Here is a 24,966-nt window from a genome sequence, read left to right on the forward strand (position 1 = left end):
ACAATGGCACGTTGCCCGTCATCGCGGTTACCGGGATGGCGTTCGAGGCGCGCATCGCGCGCGGTGAAGGCGTCGAGGCCGTGTTCGCCGCGCGGGCCGACCGGCTCGAGCGCGCGCTGACCGAAGCGACCGCGCGCGGTTGCGCGGGCATCGTGAGCTTCGGCACGGCGGGCGGGCTCGCGCCCGACCTGACGCCCGGCGCGCTCGTGATCGCGAACGCGATCGACGGGCCGTTCGGCCGCGTGGAGACCGATGCGGGCTGGAGCACGCGGCTCGTCGCCGCGCTGCACGACACGCCGGTGTGGGCGCGCGTCACGCGCGGCACGATCGCGGCCGTCGGTGCGCCGGTCGTCAGCGAACAGGACAAGGCGTCGCTGCATCATGCGAAGGGTGCACTGGCCGTCGACATGGAGTCGCACATCGCCGCCGCGTTCGCGGCCGCGCGCGGCGTGCCGTTCGCGGTGTGCCGCGCGATCGTCGATCCGGCGTGGCGCACGCTGCCGCGTGCGGCGACGGCCGGCCTGCGCGACGACGGCAGCACGGCGATCCTGCCGATCCTGCGCGAACTGCTGAAGCAGCCGTCGCAGCTCGGCCCCTTGCTGCAGGTCGCCAGCGACGCGCGTGCGGCGCGCACGACGCTGATCCAGGCGCGCCACGCGTTCGAGCGGGCAGGCGCGATGCGGATCGTCTGAGCGGCGTTCGCCGCGGCCCTTTCCCCCGCTTTCCGGTTTGCCGTTTCGCGTGGACAAAAAAAGAGCGCTGCATCATGCAGCGCTCTTCGTTTGTGCGCGTCCGCCGTTGCGGCGTTACTGCGCGGCCGGACCGCTCGCGGGCAGCGTCGGCATCGCCGGCGCGATCGGCGCGCCGTTGGCGGCCGGCGCCGTGGTGGCGCCCGACGATGCTGCCGCCGGTGCCGCAGCAGGCGTACTCGCCGGCATCGCACTGTCCGCGCCGGGATCGTCGTACTGCGGCAATCCAGGTGCCGCCGGCGCGTTGTTCGGCGTGGCGCCCGATGTGCCGCCCGCATCGCCCGGATCCTCGTAGTTCGGCAGCCCCGGCACGGCCGGCGTCGCGGCCGGCACGGCGCCCGCTTCGCCCGGCTCGTTGTAGTTCGGCGCCGCGGCCGATGTCGACTGGCCGCGATACGTGAGCGACTTGCGCTGCTGCAGGTACGCGTCGCGCACGAACGAATACGGATCGAGCGCGGCCTGCTTCAGCAGGTCGGTCGCGCCGAGCAGGTCCGAGCGCGCGCTGATGAACTGCGCGATGTACATCGGATTGCGCGCGGCCGGCTCGATGTAGTTCAGCAGGTTGAAGCGCACGTCCACCGCACGGCCGACGCCGTCGCGGATCGTGCTCGGCCCGAACACCGGCAGCACGAGGTACGGGCCGGACGGCATGCCCCAGCGCGCCATCGTCAGCCCGAAATCCTGGTGATGCTTCGGCAGCCCGGCCGGCGTCGCGATGTCGATCAGGCCGGCGACGCCGAACAGCGAGTTCATCGCCACGCGCATCAGATCCTGCGTCGCATCGGTGATGCGCAACTGCAGCAGGTTGTTCGCCATGTTGCCGAGATCGCCGAGGTTCGAGAAGAAGTTGCTGATCGCGGTGCGCACCGGCGTCGGCGTGACTTTCTGGTAACCCTTCGCGATCGGCTGGGCGATGTTCGTGTCGACCGTGTCGTTGAACTTGTACATCGCCCGGTTCATCGGCTCGAGCGGGTCGTTGGGATTGCGGTTCGGTCCCGTCGCGCAGCCGGTCAGCATCGCGCTGGCGGCGACGGTCGCCGCAATGATTCGCACCTTATTCATTGATTCCTTGCGATTGGTTCTTGGCGCGCTTGACGCGCGGTTTGCCCATCAGGACGGGCTGGAACACCACGGCACCGATCAGCGTGCAGGTCAGGGCCAGCGCGAGCAGCTTGCCCATGCTCGACGTGCCCGGATGGTGCGACAGCCACAGGCTGCCGAAGGCGGTCGCCGTCGTCGCGGCGCTGAACAGCACGGCGTGCGTGAGGCTCGAATGCAGCAGCCCCGTCTGCCCCGCGCGCCACGCCATCACGAAATACACCTTGAACGCGACGCCGACGCCGAGCATCAGCGGCAGCGCGATGATGTTCGCGAAGTTCAGCGACATGCCGAGCACGACGCACATCTCGAGCGTCACGATGCCCGACACGAGCAGCGGCACCAGCGTGCGCAGCACGTCGCCGAAGCGGCGCAGCGTGACCCACAGCAGGATCGTGATCGAGATGATCGACCACAGCGCCGCATGCAGGAACGCGTTGATAATCGTGTCGGCCGAATGCAGGATCGAGATCGGCCCGCCGGTCGCGCCAGGCTCCGCGGCCTTCACGGCCTTCGCGAAACGGCGCAGCATCGTGTCGTCGTTCGGGTCGACGCCCTTCGGCACCTTCGGCGAGATCTGCACGAGCGCATGGCCGTCCGGCGCGACCCAGTCGCGCACGACCTGCGGCGGCAGCGATTCGCGCGTGATGTCCTGCGGCTGCAGCAGCGCGGCGAGCTGGTTCAGCGCGATGCGCAGCGTATCGGAGAACGCGCGTTCGGCACGGTCGCGCGTCGCGCTGTCGGCGGCGGCGAGCTTCGCGAGCGACGCGGACAGGTGCTGCGCGGCGGCCGCGCCCGGGCCCGGATGATCTTCGGCCGCATAGCTCAACAGGTCCGACACGCGCTTGAGCGCGGCCACGCGCTGCGCGTCGGTCGCGGGCGGCGCGGCCGGCTGCGTCAGTGCGGGCAGCAGCTCGCTCGCGGCCGCGGCGATTGCCGCGCGCTTGGCCGGCTGGTCGGCGGGGATGAAGGTCGACAGCGTGGTCGTGCGGCCCACTTCGGGCAGCGCGTCGAGGCGCTTCGCGGCCGCGTCGGCTTCGGCAAGCGACGGCGCGAGCAGCGTGACGTCGTTGACGGCGGCTTCCGGCGAATCCTTCAGCGCGAGCAGCGTCGCCATCGATTCGCTGTTCGGATCCTTCAGGTGCAGCGGGTTGAAGTCGAAATGCAGGAACGCGAGCAGCGGCAGCGCGCCGATCACGACCGCCAGCGTGCCGATCAGGATCGGCTTGCGATGGCGATCGAGATAATCGTCGACCGGCGCGAGCCACGGGAAGCCCGGCGTCTTCGATTCGCCCGGCGGCGCGAACAGGCGCAGCAGCGCGGGCAGCAGCGTGAGCGTGGTCAGCAGCGCGACGAACATCCCGACGCCCGCGATCAGGCCGAGCTCGGACACGCCGCGATAGGCAGTGGGAATGAACGAGAAGAAGCTCGCCGCGACCGCTGTGGTGGCCAGCGCGAGCGGCATGCCCATCGAGTGCGCGGCGCCGATCAGCGCGTGATCGATGCGTTGATCGCGAAAGCGTTCCTCGCGGTACTTCACGCCGTACTGGATCGAGAAATCGACGCCGAGGCCGACGAACAGCACCATGAACGCGACCGAGATCATGTTCAGCGAGCCAACCATCGCGAGGCCGAGCGCGGCCGTCACGACGAGGCCGACGAACAGCGTGACGAGCACCGAGCCGATCATCCGCTTCGAGCGCAGCGCGAGCCACAGGATCACGAGTACGGCGAGCAGCGTGAGCACGCCGTTGAGCGCGGCGCCGTCTTCGACCGACGCGAATTCGTCGTCGGCGAGCGGCTGTTCGCCGGTCAGGCGCACGGCCGCGCCATAGCGCTTGTCGAGATCGAGCGACCGGGCCGCGTCGCGGATCACCTGGCTCGTTGCCGCGCCGGCCTTCAGCGCGCCGTAGTTGACCACCGGCTGCACGGTGACGAACGCGCGCGCGGGCTGCCGCGCGGCATCGTTGTCGACCAGCGCGCGCCACGAGAACGCGGCCGGCTTGCCGGCCAGCACGTCGTCGACCGTCGCGGCGCTGCGCGCGAGCAGCTTCGCCATCGCGGGCAGCTTCACCTGGCCGGTCAGGAGCGGCTGGCCGAGCGTGGTGGACAGCGTGGTGGCGAGCCCCGTGAGGCTCGGGTTCTTCGCGAGTTCGTTGACGAGCGGGCGCGCGCTCGCGAGCTGGGCGGTCGTATCGGAGACTTCCTGCGGCGACAGGAACAGCAGCCCGTTGTGCTCGAAGAACGGCCCGCCGCCCGGTTCCGCGACCGGGCCGATGCGGCCGGCGGCGGCATCCTTCTGCAGCGCTTCGGCCAGCGCATGCGCGGCGGCAGTCGCGAATTCCGGCGCGGGCGCCTCGACGACCGCGAGGATCGTGCCGTTGCGTTGCGGGAACGCCTTGTCGACGGCCTGGCTGAGCGCGGCCCATTGCGGTTCCGCATCGACGAGCTTGCTGATGTCGGTGTTGATCTTGAAATGCTGCGCGACGTAGACGCCGCTGAAGGCGGCGATGACGAGCGACAGGACGACGACCCAGACGGGGCGGCGCACCGACCACGCAACGAGTCGGACGATGAGAGATGTCACCATGTGGCGGTGGGGAGCGGCTGGCTAGGGCAAAGTAGCCAAGTATACCGGCGCGGCGCGGCGACGGTCGTGACGGTGGGGAGATTCGGGGCGGGAAGGATATTTGCTTCCGGCGTCGCAATCGGAGTGCGCGGTCGGTTCATTTGTATGGGGATATTTACATAATGGGGCGCGGCGACGCGCCGACATGCGGCCGAGCGCCTGTGACAAACGGCGCTGAAAGGTAACAGTCGGTCACCGGGCGGCACCGGGGCGTCGGGCCCGGTATACTTTGCTCCACCGGCCGATGCAAAGAGCCGGCCGTTTTTTTCCATCGAGTGCGAAATTCGTATGAAACGTCATCTGTTTGCTTTCGTCGCGGCGGCCGCCGTGTCGGTTTCCGCTTTCGCGCAGAGCGCGCCGGTCGATGTCGTCCGCACGGCGGTCGAGGGCACCGTCAATGCGATGAAGGCCGATCCGGCCGCGCGCGGCGGTGACATGGCGAAAATCACGCAAGTCGTCGAGCAGCGCTTCCTGCCCGTGACGAACTTCGAGCGCACGACCCGCATCGCGGTCGGCGACGCGTGGAAGCAGGCCACGCCGCAACAGCAGCAGGAGCTGTACAAGCAGTTCAGGCTGCTGATGACGCGCACCTACGCCGCGTCGCTCGCGCAGCTCGGCAACCAGGACGCGAAGTTCTCGTTCAAGCCGGGCGGCGCTTCGGGCGCCGACGCGCTCGTGCAGTCGACGGTGACGACGCCGGGCGACAGCCAGTCGGTCGGCTATCGTCTCGGCAAGGTCGGCAACGACTGGAAGATCTACGACATCGACATGTCGGGTGCGTGGCTGATCCAGGTCTACCAGGGCCAGTTCAAGAGCCAGCTCGCGGCGGGCGGGATCGACGGCCTGATCGCGTATCTGCAGAAGCACAACTCGCGGACGAATTGACGGCTGCCGCGCGATGCGCGACTGAAATGCGGCTCGCAAAACATGACGCCCCGGCCGCGGATGCTGCCGGGGCGTTTCACATTGCGCCGTGGCCGGGCAATATCCGCCCGCCTCGCAAGCCAATCGATGCCGGGCCGGACGCTGCGAGTCTGCGGTGACAATCCGTTCGGCAAAGCGCCGGACGGCAGGTTCCGTCATCCGGCGGCTGCCTCGCCATGGCACGAATGACCGCCGTGCGGCATGCCCCGCTCACGGCTCGCGTCGTCGATTTTCGTCGGTGACTTGCCGCAGCGCCTTGCGAAGCCTGCGGTTATCGATAAGCAGCGCGAAGACGGTAATTGCCAGGATGATCGTCGGTGCATTCTTTCCCGACATTCGGGCAAACGCGCTCGCCAGCCCGGCGCACAAAAACGCAACCAGCAAAAGCAGTAACCGGTCCTTCCACCACGCGTACGAACCCAGTTTCACGTTGCGACCTCAGCTATATCGGCGGCGAGTACCCGCGAGCCCTTTGCGCGCATACGTTGCACGCGCCGGATTTTCCGCGTCGAATATTTCGGGATGCATTTTCAAATGCAATTGAAGGCTGTAGGGCACGTAGATGGCCGTTTGCGTGCCACCGGCATTCGATTCGAGCGTCGTGGCCACCGGAATAGTGTCATCTATCCAGCGAGGGGGCGATTGGACAAGTATGAAATCGGACGGGCGAATTGCGCGTGGCGCAAGGCAGACGCGCTGGCGTGTTGCCCGCTGCGGGTTTGTCGCCGTTCGCGCGACGGTCTTGGCGCGGGGGGCAAGCCGCCCCGGTGTCACCCTACCGCCGCCGATGCTCGACCGCGAACTTGATCAGCTCGGCCTGCCCTTCGATCTCCAGCTTGCGCTTCAGGTTGAGCCGATGCGTCTCGACCGTGCGCACCGACAGCCCCGTCTGCTGCGCGATCTGCTTGCTCGACAGCCCTTCGGCCAGCATGTCGAGGATGTCGCGTTCGCGCGGCGTCAACCGGTCCAGCGGCGACGCCGTCGCGCTGGCCTGGATCATCCGTGCGGCGAGCCCTTCGCTGAAGAACGTCTGGCCGGCCAGCACCGCACCGATCGCGCGGACGATTTCGCTCGCCGGCGAATCCTTCAGCAGATAGCCGCTCGCGCCGGCGCGCACCGCCTGCGTCACGTATTCGACGTTGTCGTGCATCGACAGCATCAGCACGCGAATGCCCGGAAAACGCTCGTGGAACACGCCCGCGAGCGTGATGCCGTTCATTCCGTTCATGCCGACGTCCATCAGCGCGAGATCGGGTTCGAGCGACGCGGCGAGCGCGAGCGCCTCGTCCGCGTTGCCGGCCTCGCCGACCACCGACAGGTCGGCGGCTTCGAGCCGCATCCGCAAGCCGTCGCGCACGAGCGGGTGATCGTCGACGAGCAGCAGTCGCGCGGCGGGCCGGGCGGTATCGGGGGCGCTCATGGGCAAAAGTCTCCGGTTAGGGTGCGCGTGCTCAGGCGGCGGCACGCCGCAGCGGCACGCGCGCGGCCACGACGGTGTGGCCGACCTGCGACGTGATCGTCAGCGTGCCGCCGAGCGCGTCGAGGCGTTCGCGCATGTTGCGCAGGCCGATGCCGCGGCTCGCGTCGGCCTGCGAGCGTTCGGCGTCGAAGCCGCAGCCGTTGTCGGCGATGGTCAGCGTGACGGATTGCGCGCCGACGTCCAGCGTGACGGCCGCGCGCGACGCCCGCGCATGATGCACGATGTTGCTCAGCGCTTCCTGCGCGATCCGGAACAGCGCGGTATTGACGGCTTCGGGCAGCGGCCGCGTGCCGCTGTGCGCGACCTGCGTATAGCCGATGTCGATGCCGCTTTCGGCGCCGAGCTCGCGCACGAGTTGTTCGAGCGCGGCCGCGAGGCCGAGATCGTCGAGCATCGACGGCCGCAGCGCATGCGAGATGCGCCGGACTTCGCGCAGCGTGTCGCCGAGCCGCCCGACGCCCGACGCGAGCGCCTGCTCGGCTTCCGGCACGCGCGACGCGCCGCGCTCGAAGCGCGCGAGCGCGGATTCGAGCATCAGCTTCGCGGACACCATCATCTGGCTGATCCCGTCGTGCAGCTCGCGCGACAGCCGCGCGCGTTCCTGCTCTTGCGATTCGACGACGCGCTGCGCGAGCAGCTTCAGCTTCGCGTCGGCGCTGCGCGACTCGCTGACGTTCAGCACCAGCGCGCACACGGCGATCGCCGCCGCGCCGGTGAGCGCGATCGCGGTCAGCCAGCTCATCGTGCGCTCGATGTTCGCGGACGCGCGCGCGTCGATGCGCTGCAGCGCGGTGTCGACGTCGTCGAGATAGATGCCGGTGCCGACCATCCAGCCCCAGCGCTCGAGCGCGACGACGTAGCCGAGCTTCGGCGCGACGCGGCCCGTCGACGGCCGCTGCCATGCGTAGCGCACGTAGCCGCCGCCCTGCGACGCCGCACCGATCAGCTTCTGGATGGTGAGCGCGCCTTGCGGGTCGCGCATCGACCAGAAGTTGTGGCCGACGCGCTCCGGCTCGCGCGGATGCATCAGCGAATTGCCGTGCAGGTCGTAGACGAAGAAATAGCCGTCGGGGCCGAAATCCATCTTCTGCAGCATCGCGAGCGCCTGCGTGCGCAGCAGCGCGTCGTCGCGCGCATTGCGGCCGCTCGCGTCGTAGAGCGGCATGATCGCGCTCGTCGCGAGTTCGACGTAGTGTTTCAGCTCGACTTCCTTGCTCGACAGGTACGCGGCCTGGATCGTCGCGTGCTGCGTGCGCGCGAGCGACGTCGCCTGGTGGCGCACGCCGAAGCCGATGCCGGCGATCGCGAGCAGGAACGGCACGATGGCCAGAAGGAAGATCTTTGCCTTGAGTCTCATGGTGGTGCGAAGCGGCCGTGAAGCGGCGCGGCCGGCTAGGCGCGGCCGGCCAGGCGCGGCCGGGGTGCTGCCGACAGGCCCGGGCCGGCCGGGCGCATCGGCCGCGCGGCGGCGTATCGAGCCGATATTGTCGGCGATTTTGCAGGCGGACGGCGGCTGCCCTGCCGCTGCCCGTACGCTCAGGCCCGCCGCGATTCGAGATCGACGGGCGGCGTGGCCGCCGTCTGCACGACGACGCGGTTGCGCCCGCCTTCCTTCGCCCGATACAGCGCATCGTCGGCGAGCTTCAGCGCGGCCTGGATGTTGTCGTCGCGTTCGGGATAGCTCGTCGTCACGCCGATGCTCACGGTCAGCCGGCCGACCGTGCCGGCGTCGTGCCGGATGCCGAGATCGAGGATGCCCGTGCGGATCGTTTCGGCGATCGTCGCCGCGCCGTCGCTATCGATATCCGGCAGCACCACGACGAATTCCTCGCCGCCGTAGCGCGCCGCATAGTCGGCCGGGCGGCGCAGGCAGCCGGCGATGCAGTGGCCGACCGCGGCGAGCGCGTCGTCGCCGGCCTGGTGGCCCTGCGTGTCGTTATAGTGCTTGAAGTAATCGACGTCGATGAACAGCAGCGACAGCGGATGTTGCGAGCGCGCGGCGCGCCGCCATTCACGCGCGAGCGTGACGTCGAGCATCCGGCGGTTGTCGAGGCCCGTCAGGCCATCGGTGCGCGCGAGCGCCTGCAGCTCGGTTTCGGCGCGGTGGCGTTTGCGCAGCTGCACGTCGAGCAGCAGCGACAGGCCGACGAAGCCGATCGCAAGCGCCACCATCGCGGAGCCGATCGGGATCGCACGGTCGTACCACGCGGCGTAGGTGTCCGCTTCCGAGCGCGCGACCATGACGATGAGCGGCAGGTGATCGAGGTGCCGGAACACGTACAGGCGCCGCACGCCGTCGATCGACGCGGTGTCGGCGAAGCTGCCTTCGCTGGCGGTCATGAATTGCCGGAACGTACTCGCGCGGCTGATGTCGCGGCCGACGATCCTGGGGTCGTACGGCTCGCGCGCGACCATCCTGCCGTCCGTGTTGATCAGCGCGACCGAGCCGCGATCGCCGAGCGACAGGCGCGAGAACAGGTTCTGGAAATATTCGAGCCGGATCGACATCACCGCGACGCCGCCGAACGACCCGTCGGGCCGCGTGATCCGCCGGCTGAGCGCGATGCTCGGCGAGCCGCCGCGCAGCCGCGAATGATACGGGGGGCTGACGTACAGGCCGACGTCGGGGCGGTCGCGGTGCACGGCGAAGTACGGCTCGTTGCCGAAGTTGGCCTTGCGCGGCACGTCGCTCATGCCGTCGACCGCGATGTCGCCTTTCGCGTCGAGCACGTAGATGCCGCCGAGGTACTTGGCCGTCGTCGAGCGGTCGAACAGCACCTGGCGGCGCAGCGGCATCGGCAGCCTGGCGACCTCGGGGTCGTTCGCGCCGTCGACGACCGCCTGCAGCGACAGCGAATAGATCTCGATGTTGCGTTCGATGTCCCACGCCGCCATCAGCGCGAGGTTCTGCTGCATGCTGCGCGAGCGGTCGCGCGCGTCGATACGGCCTTCGTACAGCACGATCGCGCACAGGAGCAGCAGGATCAGCGCGATCAGCAGCCCCGTGTAGAAGATCAGGTGCGGCAGCAACAACCGGCGCAGATGAGCGGCGACACGGCTCGTCACGCCGGATTCGCTGGGCATTGCGTAGTTGGTTTCGGCCATGGTCCGTGGATCGGGGGCATCGTCGCCGGGCGGCGTGCCGATGCGATTGTTCGTATGGCTACCGGTGGCGACCCGGTGCGCAGCCCTGCCCGTGCATACCTTCCGTCCAGCGGAGAAAACGGGCACCGATTATCGACAACCGCGGCCAGATAAACCCGATATTCACAGGTAACATCGGCTGCAATTCGACGATCTGACAAATCGCGCGATGCGAATGCCACGGAGTATAACGCGCGTGTTTGCGTGCGCGGAAAATGTTGCGACCGGTTGATCGGGGTCAAATTATGGGGTAATCCCGCGCTTGCAAATATCGGGCGGATCGTTGCTGAGCAAGGCATTGCGGTGCGGCGGGAAAGTTCGCGCGGCTTCCGGCCGCGGATACCGGCGGATCGGCGGATTAACGGCGGGCGGGCGTCGCACGCGAAAGCGCGCGATATGCGCCGATTATCGGTTTCAACGGTCGGGTGAATACCCATGTGAAAACGGGCAGCCGCGAGGGCCGCCCGTTTCGCAAGGCCGGTGTACCACCGGCATGCGGCGCCCGGCATGCGGGACGAGCCCGCATGCGCAGGTTCATGCGCCGTGCTGCTGCGCCTTGAACGCGAGCCGGAACCGGTGCAGCAGCGGCTCGGTATAGCCGCTCGGCTGCGACGTGCCTTGCAGCGCGAGCGCGCACGCGGCCTTGAACGCGGTCGACCGGTCGTAATCGGGCGCCATCGGACGATAGTTCGGATCGCCGGCGTTCTGCTGGTCGACGACGCGAGCCATCCGCTTGAACACGTCGAGCACGAACGCCTCGGTGATCACGCCGTGGCGCAGCCAGTTCGCGATGTGCTGGCTCGAGATGCGCAGCGTCGCGCGATCTTCCATCAGGCCGACGTCGTGGATGTCCGGCACCTTCGAGCAGCCCACGCCCTGTTCGACCCAGCGCACGACGTAGCCGAGGATGCCCTGCGCGTTGTTCTCGACCTCGCTCAGGATCTCGGCCTCGCTCCACGCGGCGCGCTCGACGACCGGCACGGTCAGCAGCCCTTCGAGCAGCGCGTCGCGCTCGCTCGCGTACGGCGTTTTCTCGAGTGCCTGCTGGACGGCCTGCACGTCAACGAGGTGGTAGTGCAGCGCGTGCAGCGTCGCCGCGGTCGGCGACGGCACCCAGGCGGTGTTCGCGCCGGCGCGCGGATGCGCGATCTTCTGCTCGAGCATCGCGTGCATCAGGTCCGGCATCGCCCACATGCCCTTGCCGATCTGCGCGCGGCCGCGCAGGCCGGCCGACAAGCCCGCGAGCACGTTGTTGCGCTCGTACGACTGGATCCACGCCGACGATTTCATGTCGCCCTTGCGGATCATCGGGCCCGCTTCCATCGCGGTGTGCATCTCGTCGCCGGTGCGATCGAGGAAGCCGGTGTTGATGAACGCGACGCGCGCGGCGGCGGCGGCGATACATGCGGCGAGGTTCACGCTGGTGCGGCGTTCCTCGTCCATGATGCCCATCTTCAGCGTGTTGCGCGGCAGGCCGTACAGATCCTCGATGCGCGCGAACAGCGTGTCGGCGAACGCGACTTCGGCCGGGCCGTGCATCTTCGGCTTCACGATGTAGATCGAGCCCGTGCGCGAGTTGCGCTTCGCCTTCAGGTCGTGCAGCGCGCACAGCGTCGTGACGACGCCGTCGAGGATGCCTTCCGGAATCTCGTTGCCGTCGCGGTCGAGCACCGCGCCGTTGGTCATCAGGTGGCCGACGTTGCGCACGAACAGCAGCGAGCGGCCGTGCAGCGACAGCGTGCCGCCGGCGGGCGTCGTGTACTCGCGATCGGCGTTCAGCCGGCGCGTGAAGGTCTTGCCGCCCTTCGCGACTTCCTCGACCAGCGTGCCCTGCATCAGGCCGAGCCAGTTGCGGTAGAGCTGGACCTTGTCGTCCGCGTCGACCGCCGCGACCGAATCCTCGCAGTCGATGATCGTGCTGACCGCGGCTTCGAGCACGACGTCCTTCACGTTCGCGAGATCGGCGCGGCCGATCGGCGTGGATGCATCGATCTGGATCTCGAGGTGCAGGCCGTTGTGCTTGAGCAGGATCGCGGACGGCGCACCGGCCGCGCCCTGGTAGCCGACGAACTGCGCCGGCTGCGCGAGCCCGACGTCGCCCTTCGCGGTTTCCACCGCGAGCTGGCCGTCCTGCACGCGGTAGCGCAGCGCGTCGCGGTGCGAGCCGCTCGCGAGCGGCGCGGCGTTGTCGAGCACGTCGCGCGCGTAGTCGATCACGCGCTGGCCGCGCGTCGGGTTGTAGGCCGCGGTGCGTTCGGCGCCGCCGTCTTCCGGCAGCGCGTCGGTGCCGTACAGCGCGTCGTACAGGCTGCCCCAGCGCGCGTTCGCGGCGTTCAGCGCATAGCGCGCGTTCGACAGCGGCACGACGAGCTGCGGGCCGGCCTGCGTGGCGATCTCGCTGTCGACGTTCGCGGTGGCTGCCGTGACGTTCGACGGGACCGGCACGAGGTAGCCGATTTGTTCGAGGAATGCGCGATACGCGGCATGGTCGCGTACCGGGCCGGGGTGCGCGCGATGCCACGCGTCGAGTTCCTGCTGCAGGCGGTCGCGTTCGGCGAGCAGCTCGCGGTTGCGCGGCGCGAGGTCGTGCACCAGGGCCGAGAAACCGCTCCAGAACGCGGCCTTGTCGATGCCGGTGCCCGGCAGCGCTTCGTTTTCAATGAACTGGCTCAGCGCTGGCGCGACTTGCAGTCCTGCTTGGTCGATCATCGTGAATCCTCCCGGGGAAAATGCGCGCGGTTTGGCTGGTTATTCCGCGACGCTCTGTGTGCCGGCGCGGGCGATCTGCGCGTCCTGTTCGGACTTTACGCCAGACACGCCGATCGCGCCCGCGATCCGGCCGCCGACCGTGACCGGCACGCCGCCTTCGAGCAAGCCCGTCAGCGGCGCGCTCAGAAACGCGGTGCGGCCACCGTTGATCATATCCTCATACGCCTTCGTCTCGCGACGGCCGAGCGCCGCCGCGCGCGCCTTGTCCTGCGCGATGCAGCTGCTGGCCGGCGATGCGCCGTTCAGCCGCGCGAACGCGAGTAGGTGGCCGCCGTCGTCGACGACGGCGATCGACACGGCCCAGCCGTGGCGTTCCGCTTCCGCGCGGGCCGCGGCGAGCATGCGCTCGGCATCGGCCAGTTCGAGTTCGGGTTTCGTTTGCATGGCTTTCCTCGGGAATAGGCGGCCGGTCCACCAGCCGGTTGTCGACGCGCTCGATCCAGTGGCGCATGGGCGTGTGGCTCGCGCCATTCGGATGAGTCTGGCAGCCGACGTTGGCGGTGACAATCAGGTCCGGCCGCGCGCGCCTTCTCCGCATGGACGGGGTCGGAGCGCGACAGGTCGCCGTATTCCTTCATGAACTTGCCGCAGCCGCTTGCGGTCGGCGGCGATCGCTGCCGCGCCGGCTTCGATCGCGGGCCACCACGCGTCGACGTTGCGGCTCGACGGCCGGACGTGAGCGGGCGCGGCTTGGTCGGCGCGGTAACCGCTAGAATTGCGGTTTTAGCCCGGAACATGTCCATGTCTTTTGCCTCGCTTGGCCTGATCGAGCCGTTGCTGCGTAATCTGCAGGGCCTCAATTACCAGACACCCACGCCGGTGCAGGCCAAGGCGATTCCCGCCGTGCTCGGCGGCAAGGACGTTATGGCCGCCGCACAGACCGGCACCGGCAAGACGGCCGGTTTCGCGCTGCCGCTGTTGCAACGGCTGGCGCAACACGGCCCGGCGGTATCCAGCAACCGTGCGCGCGTGCTGGTGCTGGTGCCGACACGTGAACTGGCCGAGCAGGTGCTGCAAAGCTTCGTCGTGTACGGCAAAGGCCTCGATCTGCGATTTCTGGCCGCCTACGGCGGCGTGAGCATCAATCCGCAGATGATGAAGCTGCGCAAGGGCGTCGACGTGCTCGTGGCGACGCCCGGCCGTTTGCTCGACCTCAATCGCCAGAACGCCGTGCAGTTCGATCAGGTGCAGACGCTCGTGCTCGATGAAGCCGACCGCATGCTCGATCTCGGCTTCGCGCGCGAACTCGACGCGGTCTTTGCCGCGTTGCCCGCCAGGCGCCAGACGCTGCTGTTCTCGGCCACGTTTTCGGACGAAATCCGCAAGATGGCCGCGAGCATTCTGCGCAGCCCGGTCGATATCAGCGTCAGCCCGCCCAACGCCACGGCCAGCAAGATCAAGCAGTGGGTGGTGACGGTCGACAAGCGGAACAAGCCCGAGCTCTTCATGCACCTGGTGGCCCAAAACAAGTGGGAACACGCGCTGGTGTTCGTCAAGACCCGCAATGGCGTCGATTATCTGGCGCTCATGCTGGAGAAAGCCGGCTATGCGGTCGATACGATCCACGGCGACAAGCCGCAACCCGCGCGTTTGCGTGCGCTGGAGCGCTTCAAGACGGGTGAAGTGCAGATGCTGGTCGCCACCGATGTGGCGGCGCGCGGGCTGGATATCGACGATCTGCCGCTGGTGATCAACGTCGATCTGCCGATCGTCGCGCAAGACTACGTGCACCGTATCGGCCGTACCGGCCGAGCGGGCGCGAGCGGCGTGGCTGTGTCGCTCGTGTGCGCCGATGAAGCGCCGCAACTGGCCGCGATCGAAGCGCTGATCCGGCAGACGCTGCGGCGGGAAGAAGAGCCGGGTTTCGAAGCCGAACACCGCGTGCCGGAAACCAGCGCGACGGGCGAGATCATCAGGAAACCCAAAAAGCCGAAAAAGCCCAAAGTGCCGCAAGCCGTGCCGGTCGCCAGGCAGGCGCCGGGCAAGAAGCCGCCAGCGCAACGGAGCGAAGGCAAGCGCAAGCCCGCGGCGCAGCATGCGAAGCCTGCCGTCGGCACGGGAACGGACTACACCGTCGGCAGCCCGTTCAGCGTGCACAAGCCGCGCGGCAAACCGGCGGGCAAGCCGGCGACGGGGAAGGCTGCGGGCAAATCCGCGGGTGGTCGCGGCAAATCTGGCAAACCGTCCAGATAGCCCGATCCTTCGCTTTCGACGTGCCCGATACGATCGAGCTGTCCGATGCCGTGAACGCATACGGGTGGTTCGGAACAGCGCTGCCGGGTTTCTCGTGAGCGACCTGAAACCGCCCGCGATAGAAGCTTTGCGGCGTGACCGATGATGTGCGATGACTGAAGTGAGAGATGGAATGACGACGACATTCGACGAGGCGACAACGGCGGCGATCGCCGCGTTTGCCCAACTGGATTTCTACACGGCCGTGCAAGCGATGCGCGCCGAAGCCGATTACGACCACGAACGAGACCAGTGGATCTCGCGCTATATCGACGAGCACGGCGGCGGCGTGGACGATGCGGAATACGACGCCCTGCACGCGCGAGCGCAGGCCACGCCGGAATACGCGCAGTTCATCGATGGGGTTCGGCGGGAAATTCTGGAGTACTTCGGCGTGACCGACGATCAACTGGACTGGATGGTCGTGCTGCGCGACGACGACAGCGATGAACTGTGGGCGGAAGTCAACCGGCAGCGGAACGCGCTGGGAACGGGTGAAGTGCGCGGAGATCTCTGACCGGGCCTGTCATTCGCCGGTACGTTGGGCGCGCCGTTGTGAAGGTCGGCTCCGCACCACGTATCGGACGCTTGCCGTTCATATCAGTCTTCTCGCTCATCCGATTCGTGGACGGTGTTGAAGCTGAACGGCGGGCCAGGGTTGCCAAACGAGATCCACCGAACCCGCGACGCATGAAAAAAGCCCGCCGAAGCGGGCAACCTCACGATGCGGAGGGGGAGATCCGAAAACGCGATCGGCGCGCGCTCAGCCTTTCGTCGCGCCGAACGTGAGCCCCGCGACGAAGTGCTTCTGCATCGCGAAGAACATCGCGACCGACGGCAGCGCGGCGAGAATCGACCCGGCCGATACGAGATTCCACGACGTCGTCCATTGCCCCTTCAGCGCCGCGACGCCCGCCGTGATCGGCGCCGCCTCGTCGCCCTGGGTGAGACACAGCGCCCAGAAATAATCGTTCCACACGAACGTGAACACCAGAATCGCGAGCGCGGCCAGCGCCGGCCGGATCAGCGGCAGCACGATGCGCCAGAACACCGTCCATTCGCCCGCGCCCTCGATGCGCGCCGCCTCGATCAGCTCGAACGGCAGCTGCTTGATGAAGTTGCGCAGGAACAGCGTGCAGAACCCCGTCTGAAACGCGACGTGGAACAGGATCAGCGCTTCGACGGTATTGAATACGCCGAGCCGCAGCGACAGGTCGCGCACCGGAATCATCAGCACCTGCACCGGCACGAAGTTGCCGGCGACGAACGTGCCGAACAGCGCGGTATTGCCGCGAAACCGGTAGGTCGCGAGCGCGAAGCCGGCCATCGCCGCGAGCGCGATCGAGCCGATGACGGACGGCACGGTGATCTGCACGCTGTTCCAGAAGTAATGCAGCATCGGCGACGTGGTCAGCGCGTCGCGATAGTTCTCGATCATCGAGAAGTGCCGCGGCCAGCCCCAGTAGTGGCCTTCGACGAGTTCCTCGGTCGAGCGCACCGACGTGATGAATACCGCGATCATCGGCAGCAGCCAGATCACGAGCGCGACGGGCAGCGACAGCTTGTACAGCCGGCGCGATATCGGCTTCCAGTGGGCAACGGGTGTCGGAAACATGATGAGTGAACTCCCGAAAGGTCACTGTTCGTTGCGCAGCATGCGGCGCAACTGGAACACGATGTAGACGAGCATGATCGCGAACAGCACGACGGCGATCGACGCGGAATAGCCGAGCCGGTAGTACTTGATCGCCTGGTCGTACATGTAATACGCGAGCACGGTCGAGCTTTCGAACGGGCCGCCGCCCGTCATCACCGAGATCAGGTCGAAGCTGCGCAGCGCGCCGATCACGGTGACGACGATCGCCATGAACGTGGTCGGCCGCAGTTGCGGCAGCACGACGTGCCACAGCAGCGCGAAGCCGCGCGCGCCTTCCATCCGCGCGGCCTCGATCTGTTCCGGGTTGACCGACGTGAGGCCGGTCAGGTACAGGATCATGCAGTACGCCGTTTGCGGCCACAGCGCGGCGAATACGATGCCGAACGTCGCGTAGCGCGCGTCGCCGAGCACCGGGATCCCATGCCCGGCGAGCAGCGCGAGCAGGCCGAAGGTCGGATCGTAGAACCACGAGAAGATCAGGCCGACCACCACGCCCGACAGCACGAACGGCGCGAAGAACAGCGACTTCACGAGCCGGATGCCGCCGACCGCCTGGTTCAGGTACAGCGCGAGCGCGAGGCCGAGCGGCGGCGCGAGCATGAACAGCAGGAGCCAGATCACGTTGTTGCGCAGCGCCGTGTAGAACGTCGGCGCATGCAGCAGCTCCGCGTAGTTCGCGAGGCCGACGAAGGTGCGCTCGGTCATCCCGTCCCAGTTGTACAGGCTCAGCGACAGCGTCGACAGGATCGGCCAGATCACATAGACGGCAACCATCGCGCAGGCCGGCGCGAGAAAGAGCCACGCGGCGCGCCGTTGCCGCCGCACGGCGGGCGACGGGCGGCGCGCGCGCAATGCGCTGGCGGACGAGCCGCGCGACGGCGGCGCGGTGCCGTCGCGCGGGGTGGACGTGGTCGGACTGGACACGGCAAGCCTCCTGAACGGACACGGCGGCCCGCGGCCGCCGGTTGGGTCACGCGGTCACTTCTTGTAGATCCGCTTGCGGGTCTGTTCGAGTTGCGCGAGCACCGTATCGAGCTGCGCGGGATTCGCGACGAACTGCTGCATGCCCTTCATCCCCTCGTCGGCCATTTCCTTGGTCATGTCGCGGTCGTAGAACTGCGCGACGCCGCCCTTCGTGTCGGCGAGGATCCGGAAGCCGATGCGCGAGATCGGATCGGCCGGCTCGGGCGACTTGCTGTTGGCCGACAGCGAGCCGAGCCCTTCGGCGAGCTTCGCGCCGATCTCGGGCGTTTCGACGAATGCGAGGAACGTGTGCGCGTCGGCCTTGTTCTTCGCCTTGGTCGGGATGTGCAGCGATTCGACCGGGCCGTCCTCGGCGGTCGGCACCTTCGGGTCGATGATCGGGAAGCGGTAGTAGCCCATTTCCGGTTTCACGTTGGGCGGGAAACCCGCCGCGATGAAGGTGCCCATCAGCATCATCGCGGCCTTGCCCTGGAACAGGAACGGCTGCGCGCCGTCGAGATCGTAGGACAGCGCGTTGTCGATGAAGTAGCCGGCATCGATCAGCGATTTCCACGTCGTGTAGACCTTCTTCACGCGCGGGTCGGTGTACGGCACGTCGCCGGCCATCAGCTGCTGGTGGAACGCGTTGCCGTTCAGGCGCAGGTCGAGATAGTCGAACCAGCCGGCGAGCGTCCACGCGTCGCGACCGCCGATCGCGATCGGCGTGATGCCGGCCGCCTTCAGCTTCCTGCACGCATCGAGAAACTGGTCCCACGTCTTCGGCTCGTCGGCGATGCCGACCTTGCGGAACAGGTCCTTGCGGTAGAACAGCCCCCACGAGTAGTAGACGGTCGGCGCCGCGTATTGCTTGCCGTTGTACGACGAGGCGCTGCGCGTCGACGCGTACATCGCGTCCCAGCCGTTTTTCGTCCAGTCGCCGCTCAGGTCCTCGAACAGCCCGCGCTTCGCGTAGTACGCCATCCGCTCGCCCGCGTGCCAGTTCACGACGTCCGGCGCGACGGTCGTGAGCCACGCGGGGAGCTGCACCTTGTACGCTTCCTCGTCGACGAAGGTCGGCTTCACGTCGATGTCGGGATGGGCCTTGTGGAACGCTTCGATCGTCGACTGCCACACGGCGCGCTGGCTCGCGCCCTTGAACGCGATGTTGATCGTCAGCGTGCCGGCATCGGCGGGCGCCGCGGCGCCGAACGATGCGGATGCGATGGCGGCGACGGTCGCCAGGCGGGCAGCGACGCGAAGGGGGCGATGGGTCATGAGTGTCTCCAGTCCTGTGTGTCGTTGTTTGTGCGTGACCGGCGCGTCTTCGCGCCGGGGCGGTTGCTACGAACGGCTTCGATACACGGCGATGCCTTGCGGCTCGACCTGCGCGGCGCCGAGCACGAACGCCGACGGCGGTACCGCGTCGATCGCGTGCGGTGTGTCGCCGTAGTTGAAGACGTAGGTCAGGCCGCCGCGGCGGCTCACGCGCACGGCGTCGCCGAGCGGCGTCGGGGCCAGGCCGGCTTCGGCCGCGATATCGGCGAACAGGCGCACGGTGGTCGCATCGTCGAACAGCGCGGCCCAGTAATGCAGCGTACCGTGCGATAGGCAGGCCGGATGGCCGTCGGCGAAGCGCGCGTGCACGACGCTGCGCGTGTCGTCGTGCAGCTCGACGAAGTCGCGCCAGTGGCGCGCCGCGCCCGTGAGCGGCGACCCGTCGCGTAGCGTGCCGTCGATCCGTTCGGTCAGGTTCGGCCGCAGCGATTCGACGCGCCACACACGCACCGGCAGGATCGACGCGAGCGGGCCGGGCGGCAGCGCCGGCGGAATCTGCAGGTCGGCGGTTTTCGAGCCGGTGCGCGGGCCGAACACCGCGTGCGCACCCGATGCGGCGAGCCGCGACGCGAAATCGTCCGGGACGATCGGCAGCGGCGGCACGACGACGAGCCGATAGCCGTCGAGCGGTGCATGCGCGGACACGATGTCGACGTCGAGGCCGAGCGAGCGCAGCGCCGAGTAGTACTCGAACGCGAAACGCGGGTAGTGGAAATCGGCGCCCTGCGGCTGCACTTCGAACAGCCACTTCGCTTCATAGTCGAACACGAGCGCGACGGGCGCACGCACCGCACCGTTCGCGTCGGCATCCGGGCCGGCGTCGAGCACGGCGGCGATTTCCCGCGCGACGCGCTGCGCTTCGCGCCCGCCTTCGTCGAGCCTGTCGTCGGGCGTGTGCAGGCCCGCATGCATCTGCTCCTGCGCGAACGGCGCCTGCCGCCAGCGGAAGTACGACACGCAGCCCGCGCCGTGCGCGAACGCTTCCCAGCTCCACAGCCGCACCATGCCCGGCAGCGGCGCGGGGTTCCAGTGCGCCCAGTTCACGGGGCCCGGTTGCTGTTCCATCACCCAGAACGGCCGCTTCGACATGCCGCGGTACAGGTCGTGATTGAACGATGCGAAATCCGGATGGCCGGTGCGCAGCCAGCGCGCCTTCACGTCGGGCGCGAACCATTGTTCCTCGAGCGCGCCGAGCGGGTAGCTGTCCCACGTCGCGATGTCGAGGTCGCGCGCGACCTCGTAGTGATCGAACTCGGTGAACAGCTGCATGAAGTTGTGCGCGACCGGCCGGCCCGGCGAATGCGCGCGGATCACGTCGACCTGCATCCGGTGATAGCGCGCGAGCTCGTCGGACGCGAAGCGCCGGTAGTCGAGGCGATGCGACGGATGGGCTTCGGTCACGGTGCCCACGGGCGCGTCCACTTCGTCGAAATGGCGATACTCCATGCTCCAGAACACGGTGCCCCACGCGCGGTTCAGCGCATCGATCGTGCCGTAGCGCGCCTTCAGCCATGCACGGAAGCGCACGAGCGCGGCCGGCGAATAGCTGACGACCGTCTGGTGGCAGCCCAGCTCGTTGTCGGTCTGCCAGTAGCGCACGGCCGGGTGGCGGCCGTAGCGTTCGGCAACCGCCGTGCAGATCTGGCGCGACGCTTCGAGATAGGTCGGCGACGAGAAATCGTAGTGGCGGCGTGAGCCGAACGCGCGCGGCCGGCCGTCGGCGCCGATCGCGAGAATGTCGGGATGGCGGTCGACCAGCCATTTCGGCGGCGTGGCGGTCGGCGTGCACATCACGATCTCGAGGCCGGCCGCGCCGAGCACGTCGACCGCACGGTCGAGCCAGCCCCAGTCGTATTCGCCGGGAGACGGCTCGATGCGGCTCCACGCGAATTCGGCGATCCGCACCTGCTCGATGCCGAGCGCTTTCATCCGGCGGGCATCGTCGGCCCACATCGATTCCGGCCAGTGTTCCGGGTAGTAGCAGACTCCGAGGCGCATGCCGATCCTTATGCGTAGTGGTGAACGTGAACGTCGGCGCGCGCGGGCACCGCGCGGCCGTCTTCGGTGAACAGGTGGCAGGCCGCGGCCGGCGCGTGCACGTGCACGCGTTCGCCGGTGCGGACCTGCGCGTCCCCGGGCACCTTCGCGATCAGCGGCGTGGCGTTGGGCTGGCCGGGCTGGTCGAGGTGCACGTAGGTCTGTTCGCCCAGGCGTTCGACGAGCGCGACGTCGCGCGCGAGCGTCGTCGCGTCGGGCGCGGCGCCGAGCGTCAGGTGCTCGGGGCGGATGCCGAGCGTGACGGCGGCGCCGGCGCCCAGCGCCGAGCCGTCTCGCGGCAGCACGAAGGTTTCGCCGGACGGCACGAGCGTGACGGTCGTGCGATGCGCGTCGCACGCGGCCACGACGGCCGGCAGGAAATTCATGCGCGGCGAGCCGATGAAGCCGGCGACGAAGCGGCTGGCCGGATGGTGGTAGAGGTCGAGCGGCGCGCCCACTTGCGCGATGCTGCCGTGCCGCGCGGTATCCGCACCGGCGTGCAGCAGCACGATCTTGTCGGCGAGCGTCATCGCCTCGGTCTGGTCGTGCGTCACGTAGACGACGCTCGCGCGCTCGAATTGCCGATGCAGCCGCGCGATCTCGATGCGGGTCTGGCCGCGCAGCGCCGCGTCGAGGTTCGACAGCGGCTCGTCGAACAGGAACACGCCGGGCTCGCGCACGATCGCGCGGCCGATCGCGACGCGTTGCCGTTGGCCGCCCGACAGCGCCTTCGGCTTGCGCTCGAGCAGCGTGTCGAGCTGCAGGATGCGCGCGGCGTCGCGCACCTTCCGGTCGATCTCGGCCTTCGGCACGCGCGCGAGCTTCAACCCGAACGCCATGTTCTCGTACACCGTCATGTGCGGAAACAGCGCGTAGCTCTGGAACACCATCGCGACGCCGCGCTCGGCGGCCGGCACGTCGTCGACGCGGCGGCCGTCGATCGACAGCTCGCCCGCGCTCAGATCCTCGAGCCCGGCGATCATGCGCAGCAGCGTCGATTTCCCGCACCCGGACGGCCCGAGAAACACGCAGAACTCGTGCGCGCCGATCTCCAGATCGACGTCGCGAATGACCGGCGCGTGCTCGCCATAGGCTTTCTGCACGCGCCGCATCGAGATGCTCGCCATTGTCTCCGCTCCATGTTTTAATGCGCCATCCTGCTTGATTAAGCGCTTAATCACCGCGATCAAAAAAAGAGGCGATGCGATCGCGGCCGAGTCGCGCCCGTCGGTCGGGCGGCAAGGTGTGCGGCGATAGTGCGCCGCTTCGGTGAGCGAAGCAAATACTGGATCGACGTCTCATATAGTGGGCAAACGATGGCAACACTGGAAGAAGTGGCGCGCCGCGCCGGCGTGACGGCCGCGACGGTGTCGAACGTGCTGCGCGGCCGCGGCCGGGTCGGCGACGCGACGCGGGCGCGCGTGCTCGAAGCGGTCGACGCGCTCGGCTACCGGCCGCATCTCGCCGCGCGGGCGCTGGCCGAAGGCCGTGCGCCGACGGTCGCGCTGATGGTATCGAGTATCGCGAACCCGTTCTATCCGGAGTTCGCACTGGCGGTCGAGCGCGCGGTGCGCCGCAACGGGCAGTTCCTGATCGTCTGCAATACGAATGAAGACCCGTTGCAGGGGCGCGCGTATCTCGACCAGATCGCCGGCACGGTCTCCGAGGGGATTCTCGTGACCAATGCGAACCTGCACCTGCCGGATCTGCTCGACGTCGCGCGGCGCGGCGTGCCGGTCGTGCTGTGCCTGTGGGAGCGGCCCGACGCGCCGCCCGACGGCCTGCCGTGCGTGGCGATCGATTTCCGCGAGGCCGGACGGATCGCGACGCGGCATCTGCTCGAGCTCGGTCACGAGAAGATCGGCGTGATCGTCGGCGGTGCGGCGAGCGGCGTGCAGGCGGCGCGCTACGACGGCTTCGTCGACGTGATGCGCGACGCGGGGCTCGACGCATCGATCGTCGCGGCCGAGCATGATTCGATCGAAGGCGGACTGCGTGCGGCGGGCCGGCTGCTCGATGCGCACCCGCGGTTGACCGCGCTCGTCGCGACCAACGACCTGCCGGCGATCGGCGCGATGCATGCGGCCGCCGATCGCGGCCGGCGCGTGCCCGACGATCTGTCGATCGTCGGCATCACCGACATCCATCTCGCCCGCGACACGCGGCCCACGCTGACGACCGTCGCGATCCCGACCGCCGAGGCGGCCGGCCTCGCGGTCGAATTGCTCAATACGCTGCGCGAGGCGGGCGGGCAGGGTGGAGACGCATCGCGCGTGCGGGTCGCGTCACCGCCGACGCTGGCGGTGCGCGGGACGACGGGGCCGGTACCGCACGCGGCATAGCGAGGCGCGGGCGGTCGTGCGCCGCCTCAGCCGCCTTCGACGAGCCGCAGCACGATGTTTCTTGCCGACTCGAGATGCGCGACCGTCATCGCGCGTGCCGCGCGTGCATTGCGTTCGCGACATGCCTGCAGAATCGCTTCGTGCTCGACCTGGAACGACGGTGTGTCCGCGAGCAGCGTGGCCTGCAGGCGCTCGTAACGTTCGACCTGGCCGCGCAGTTCGGCGATCGACTTCAACTGCCGCGCGTTGCCGCAGCACGAATACAGCAATGCGTGGAATTCACGGTTCAGCTCGCCCTGCCGGCGCGGCGCGGTTGCATCGCCGAGCAGCCGATGCACGAGTTCGGCGCGCGCGAGCGTTTCGTCGTCGAGCCGCTTCACGCTGCGGTAGATTGCATCGCCTTCGAGCAGCACGCGCAGATCATAGATTTCCTGCACGTCCGATGCGCTCAGCATCCGCACGACGGCGCCGCGATTCCGGAAGATATCGAGCAAACCTTCGCGCTCCAGCCGCTGGATCGCCTCGCGCATCGGGATCCGGCTGATGCCGAACCGCTCGGCCAGGTCGCGCTCGACGAGCCGCTCGCCGGCCGCCAGTTCGCCGTTGATGATCATGTCGCGCAGCGACGCGGCGATCGCGTCCGCCGTGGAGTCGAGTTTGGCTTCCATGCGTGCCTGTTCGTTGATTTTGGAATAATGGTATACCAAACGGCCATCCAGTGCCACAATGGCGACCATCGACGGGCTGCACGCAACGGTGTTCGGCCCGGTGGGGCAACCAACCTCAATGGAGAGCGAAATGGCATCTGGCGAACACCGGTATCGCGTCGCGGTGGAGTGGACGGGCAATCGCGGCACCGGCACGTCCGGCTATCGCGAGTACGGTCGCGATCATGTGATCCGGGCCGGTTCGAAGCCGGATATCCCCGGTTCGTCGGACCCGGCGTTCCGCGGCGACGCCGCGCGCTGGAACCCCGAAGATCTGCTGCTCGCGTCGGCATCGGCATGCCACGAGCTCTGGTATCTGCATCTGTGCGCCGAGGCCGGCATCCGCGTGCTGGCCTATGTCGACCACGCGGAAGGCACGATGGTCGATAGCGCCGAAGCCGGGCGCTTCACCGAAATCGTGCTGCGCCCGCGGGTGATGATCCGGGCGGGCGACGATCGCGCGCTCGCCGAGCGGCTGCATCACGATGCGCACGCGAAGTGCTATATCGCGAATTCGGTCAATTTTCCGATTCGTTGCGAGCCGGTGATCGAGGTCGAGGCAGCCTAGCTCGGAGCAATCAGTCCTCGTTCGTAGCCGGACATTTTCGAGCAGATCAATGCGCCTGCATGGACGCTCGGGATAGCGATGCGAGTCGTGCTTCCGATATACGCCCGTTTATTGTGACCGAGTGGGCTACGGGCGCGCCATCGATGTCGAATGCCTCTTGTTTAATTGACTGCATACGATAACGATTATTTTCGGACGGGAGTCGTGCGAGAGAAATCGGAAAACAAAATTTATGCGAAAAGTCAGTCCGATTGTCCGTCAGTATGCCTTACGTATCTGACAGGAAATGTCCACGGCGCATGTCAATCAGACGCATCCGAAATTCACAATTT

At 67.9% G+C, this 24,966-nt stretch carries 21 protein-coding genes and 1 pseudogene; 6 read left to right on the top strand and 16 right to left on the bottom strand.

Annotated elements, in window-relative coordinates:
• Positions 1-35 precede the first annotated feature (35 nt).
• Positions 36-692 (top strand): phosphorylase, encoded by a 657-nt coding sequence (locus tag QZM15_RS09565; RefSeq protein ID WP_059581508.1) that lies wholly within the window; start codon positions 36-38, stop codon positions 690-692.
• A gap of 114 nt (positions 693-806) precedes the next feature.
• Here QZM15_RS09565 and QZM15_RS09570 read toward each other — a convergent pair whose 3' ends face one another.
• Together QZM15_RS09570 and QZM15_RS09575 are read right to left on the bottom strand one after the other, a co-directional pair.
• Entirely contained in the window at positions 807-1,811 is a 1,005-nt protein-coding gene (locus QZM15_RS09570; protein WP_099318092.1) for a VacJ family lipoprotein, read from the bottom strand.
• Positions 1,804-4,437 (bottom strand): MMPL family transporter, encoded by a 2,634-nt coding sequence (locus QZM15_RS09575; RefSeq protein WP_060011162.1) that lies wholly within the window; start codon positions 4,435-4,437, stop codon positions 1,804-1,806. The genes QZM15_RS09570 and QZM15_RS09575 overlap by 8 nt, the downstream gene beginning before the upstream one ends.
• A gap of 327 nt (positions 4,438-4,764) precedes the next feature.
• On the opposite strand from QZM15_RS09575, the gene QZM15_RS09580 reads away from it, so the two are divergent.
• Positions 4,765-5,361, top strand: a complete 597-nt coding sequence (locus QZM15_RS09580) for a phospholipid-binding protein MlaC (RefSeq protein WP_059581520.1) — start codon at positions 4,765-4,767, stop codon at positions 5,359-5,361.
• 249 nt (positions 5,362-5,610) lie between these two features.
• Here QZM15_RS09580 and QZM15_RS09585 read toward each other — a convergent pair whose 3' ends face one another.
• From QZM15_RS09585 to QZM15_RS09620, 8 genes and pseudogenes are all read right to left on the bottom strand, one after another.
• Positions 5,611-5,829 (bottom strand): hypothetical protein, encoded by a 219-nt coding sequence (locus tag QZM15_RS09585; protein WP_081059309.1) that lies wholly within the window; start codon positions 5,827-5,829, stop codon positions 5,611-5,613.
• Between the two features lie 9 nt (positions 5,830-5,838).
• Positions 5,839-6,009, bottom strand: coding sequence for a hypothetical protein (locus tag QZM15_RS09590; RefSeq protein WP_155634545.1), 171 nt, complete (start codon positions 6,007-6,009; stop codon positions 5,839-5,841).
• A gap of 166 nt (positions 6,010-6,175) precedes the next feature.
• Entirely contained in the window at positions 6,176-6,820 is a 645-nt protein-coding gene (locus QZM15_RS09595) for a response regulator transcription factor (protein WP_060011164.1), read from the bottom strand.
• Between the two features lie 31 nt (positions 6,821-6,851).
• Positions 6,852-8,237: a cache domain-containing protein gene (locus QZM15_RS09600; RefSeq protein WP_059581525.1), complete on the bottom strand. Its 1,386-nt coding sequence runs from the start codon at positions 8,235-8,237 to the stop codon at positions 6,852-6,854.
• A gap of 179 nt (positions 8,238-8,416) precedes the next feature.
• Positions 8,417-9,985: a sensor domain-containing diguanylate cyclase gene (locus QZM15_RS09605; RefSeq protein WP_302106277.1), complete on the bottom strand. Its 1,569-nt coding sequence runs from the start codon at positions 9,983-9,985 to the stop codon at positions 8,417-8,419.
• Between the two features lie 573 nt (positions 9,986-10,558).
• On the bottom strand, positions 10,559-12,733 hold the full coding sequence (locus QZM15_RS09610; RefSeq protein ID WP_059644537.1) for a malate synthase G: 2,175 nt from the start codon (positions 12,731-12,733) through the stop codon (positions 10,559-10,561).
• A gap of 39 nt (positions 12,734-12,772) precedes the next feature.
• Positions 12,773-13,177: a heme-binding protein gene (locus QZM15_RS09615; RefSeq protein WP_059581533.1), complete on the bottom strand. Its 405-nt coding sequence runs from the start codon at positions 13,175-13,177 to the stop codon at positions 12,773-12,775.
• Between the two features lie 28 nt (positions 13,178-13,205).
• Positions 13,206-13,453: pseudogene (locus QZM15_RS09620) on the bottom strand (hypothetical protein); the annotation flags it as partial.
• Between the two features lie 81 nt (positions 13,454-13,534).
• On the opposite strand from QZM15_RS09620, the gene QZM15_RS09625 reads away from it, so the two are divergent.
• Together QZM15_RS09625 and QZM15_RS09630 are read left to right on the top strand one after the other, a co-directional pair.
• Positions 13,535-14,986, top strand: a complete 1,452-nt coding sequence (locus tag QZM15_RS09625) for a DEAD/DEAH box helicase (protein WP_302106278.1) — start codon at positions 13,535-13,537, stop codon at positions 14,984-14,986.
• A gap of 172 nt (positions 14,987-15,158) precedes the next feature.
• Complete coding sequence (locus QZM15_RS09630; RefSeq protein WP_060011169.1) at positions 15,159-15,542, top strand: hypothetical protein; 384 nt, start codon at positions 15,159-15,161, stop codon at positions 15,540-15,542.
• A gap of 246 nt (positions 15,543-15,788) precedes the next feature.
• Here QZM15_RS09630 and QZM15_RS09635 read toward each other — a convergent pair whose 3' ends face one another.
• The 5 genes from QZM15_RS09635 to QZM15_RS09655 all read right to left on the bottom strand — a co-directional run bounded on the left by QZM15_RS09635 (position 15,789) and on the right by QZM15_RS09655 (position 22,144).
• A complete protein-coding gene (locus tag QZM15_RS09635) occupies positions 15,789-16,640 on the bottom strand; it encodes a carbohydrate ABC transporter permease (RefSeq protein WP_060011171.1) in 852 nt (283 codons plus the stop codon).
• A 21-nt stretch (positions 16,641-16,661) separates the two neighbouring features.
• Entirely contained in the window at positions 16,662-17,606 is a 945-nt protein-coding gene (locus QZM15_RS09640; RefSeq protein WP_060011173.1) for a carbohydrate ABC transporter permease, read from the bottom strand.
• A gap of 54 nt (positions 17,607-17,660) precedes the next feature.
• Positions 17,661-18,920 carry an ABC transporter substrate-binding protein gene (locus QZM15_RS09645; protein WP_060011175.1) on the bottom strand — a complete coding sequence of 420 codons (1,260 nt, stop codon included), beginning with the start codon at positions 18,918-18,920 and terminating at the stop codon, positions 17,661-17,663.
• Between the two features lie 66 nt (positions 18,921-18,986).
• Entirely contained in the window at positions 18,987-20,978 is a 1,992-nt protein-coding gene (locus QZM15_RS09650) for a beta-galactosidase (protein WP_060011178.1), read from the bottom strand.
• Positions 20,979-20,986: 8 nt separating this feature from the next.
• Positions 20,987-22,144, bottom strand: a complete 1,158-nt coding sequence (locus QZM15_RS09655; RefSeq protein ID WP_060011180.1) for an ABC transporter ATP-binding protein — start codon at positions 22,142-22,144, stop codon at positions 20,987-20,989.
• Positions 22,145-22,333: 189 nt separating this feature from the next.
• Here QZM15_RS09655 and QZM15_RS09660 point away from each other — a divergent pair, with 189 nt between their 5' ends.
• A complete protein-coding gene (locus tag QZM15_RS09660) occupies positions 22,334-23,359 on the top strand; it encodes a LacI family DNA-binding transcriptional regulator (protein WP_060011182.1) in 1,026 nt (341 codons plus the stop codon).
• A gap of 26 nt (positions 23,360-23,385) precedes the next feature.
• On the opposite strand, the gene QZM15_RS09665 is transcribed toward QZM15_RS09660, so the two are convergent.
• Positions 23,386-24,027 (bottom strand): GntR family transcriptional regulator, encoded by a 642-nt coding sequence (locus QZM15_RS09665; RefSeq protein WP_059581559.1) that lies wholly within the window; start codon positions 24,025-24,027, stop codon positions 23,386-23,388.
• Positions 24,028-24,157: 130 nt separating this feature from the next.
• On the opposite strand from QZM15_RS09665, the gene QZM15_RS09670 reads away from it, so the two are divergent.
• Positions 24,158-24,634 carry an OsmC family protein gene (locus QZM15_RS09670; protein ID WP_060011291.1) on the top strand — a complete coding sequence of 159 codons (477 nt, stop codon included), beginning with the start codon at positions 24,158-24,160 and terminating at the stop codon, positions 24,632-24,634.
• Positions 24,635-24,966: the final 332 nt, after the last annotated feature.

It is taken from the genome of Burkholderia sp. AU44665 (assembly GCF_030504405.1).
Lineage (GTDB): Bacteria > Pseudomonadota > Gammaproteobacteria > Burkholderiales > Burkholderiaceae > Burkholderia > Burkholderia semiarida.

What these genes read in the sequence shown, in the direction of transcription:
- QZM15_RS09565 (WP_059581508.1), top strand. Translation starts at nt 36, where the DNA reads ATGGCGTTCGAGGCGCGCATCGCGCGCGGTGAAGGCGTCGAGGCCGTG.
- QZM15_RS09570 (WP_099318092.1), bottom strand. Translation starts at nt 1,811, where the DNA reads ATGAATAAGGTGCGAATCATTGCGGCGACCGTCGCCGCCAGCGCGATG.
- QZM15_RS09575 (WP_060011162.1), bottom strand. Translation starts at nt 4,437, where the DNA reads ATGGTGACATCTCTCATCGTCCGACTCGTTGCGTGGTCGGTGCGCCGC.
- QZM15_RS09580 (WP_059581520.1), top strand. Translation starts at nt 4,765, where the DNA reads ATGAAACGTCATCTGTTTGCTTTCGTCGCGGCGGCCGCCGTGTCGGTT.
- QZM15_RS09595 (WP_060011164.1), bottom strand. Translation starts at nt 6,820, where the DNA reads ATGAGCGCCCCCGATACCGCCCGGCCCGCCGCGCGACTGCTGCTCGTC.
- QZM15_RS09600 (WP_059581525.1), bottom strand. Translation starts at nt 8,237, where the DNA reads ATGAGACTCAAGGCAAAGATCTTCCTTCTGGCCATCGTGCCGTTCCTG.
- QZM15_RS09605 (WP_302106277.1), bottom strand. Translation starts at nt 9,985, where the DNA reads ATGGCCGAAACCAACTACGCAATGCCCAGCGAATCCGGCGTGACGAGC.
- QZM15_RS09610 (WP_059644537.1), bottom strand. Translation starts at nt 12,733, where the DNA reads ATGATCGACCAAGCAGGACTGCAAGTCGCGCCAGCGCTGAGCCAGTTC.
- QZM15_RS09615 (WP_059581533.1), bottom strand. Translation starts at nt 13,177, where the DNA reads ATGCAAACGAAACCCGAACTCGAACTGGCCGATGCCGAGCGCATGCTC.
- QZM15_RS09625 (WP_302106278.1), top strand. Translation starts at nt 13,535, where the DNA reads ATGTCTTTTGCCTCGCTTGGCCTGATCGAGCCGTTGCTGCGTAATCTG.
- QZM15_RS09630 (WP_060011169.1), top strand. Translation starts at nt 15,159, where the DNA reads ATGACGACGACATTCGACGAGGCGACAACGGCGGCGATCGCCGCGTTT.
- QZM15_RS09635 (WP_060011171.1), bottom strand. Translation starts at nt 16,640, where the DNA reads ATGTTTCCGACACCCGTTGCCCACTGGAAGCCGATATCGCGCCGGCTG.
- QZM15_RS09645 (WP_060011175.1), bottom strand. Translation starts at nt 18,920, where the DNA reads ATGACCCATCGCCCCCTTCGCGTCGCTGCCCGCCTGGCGACCGTCGCC.
- QZM15_RS09650 (WP_060011178.1), bottom strand. Translation starts at nt 20,978, where the DNA reads ATGCGCCTCGGAGTCTGCTACTACCCGGAACACTGGCCGGAATCGATG.
- QZM15_RS09655 (WP_060011180.1), bottom strand. Translation starts at nt 22,144, where the DNA reads ATGGCGAGCATCTCGATGCGGCGCGTGCAGAAAGCCTATGGCGAGCAC.
- QZM15_RS09660 (WP_060011182.1), top strand. Translation starts at nt 22,334, where the DNA reads ATGGCAACACTGGAAGAAGTGGCGCGCCGCGCCGGCGTGACGGCCGCG.
- QZM15_RS09665 (WP_059581559.1), bottom strand. Translation starts at nt 24,027, where the DNA reads ATGGAAGCCAAACTCGACTCCACGGCGGACGCGATCGCCGCGTCGCTG.
- QZM15_RS09670 (WP_060011291.1), top strand. Translation starts at nt 24,158, where the DNA reads ATGGCATCTGGCGAACACCGGTATCGCGTCGCGGTGGAGTGGACGGGC.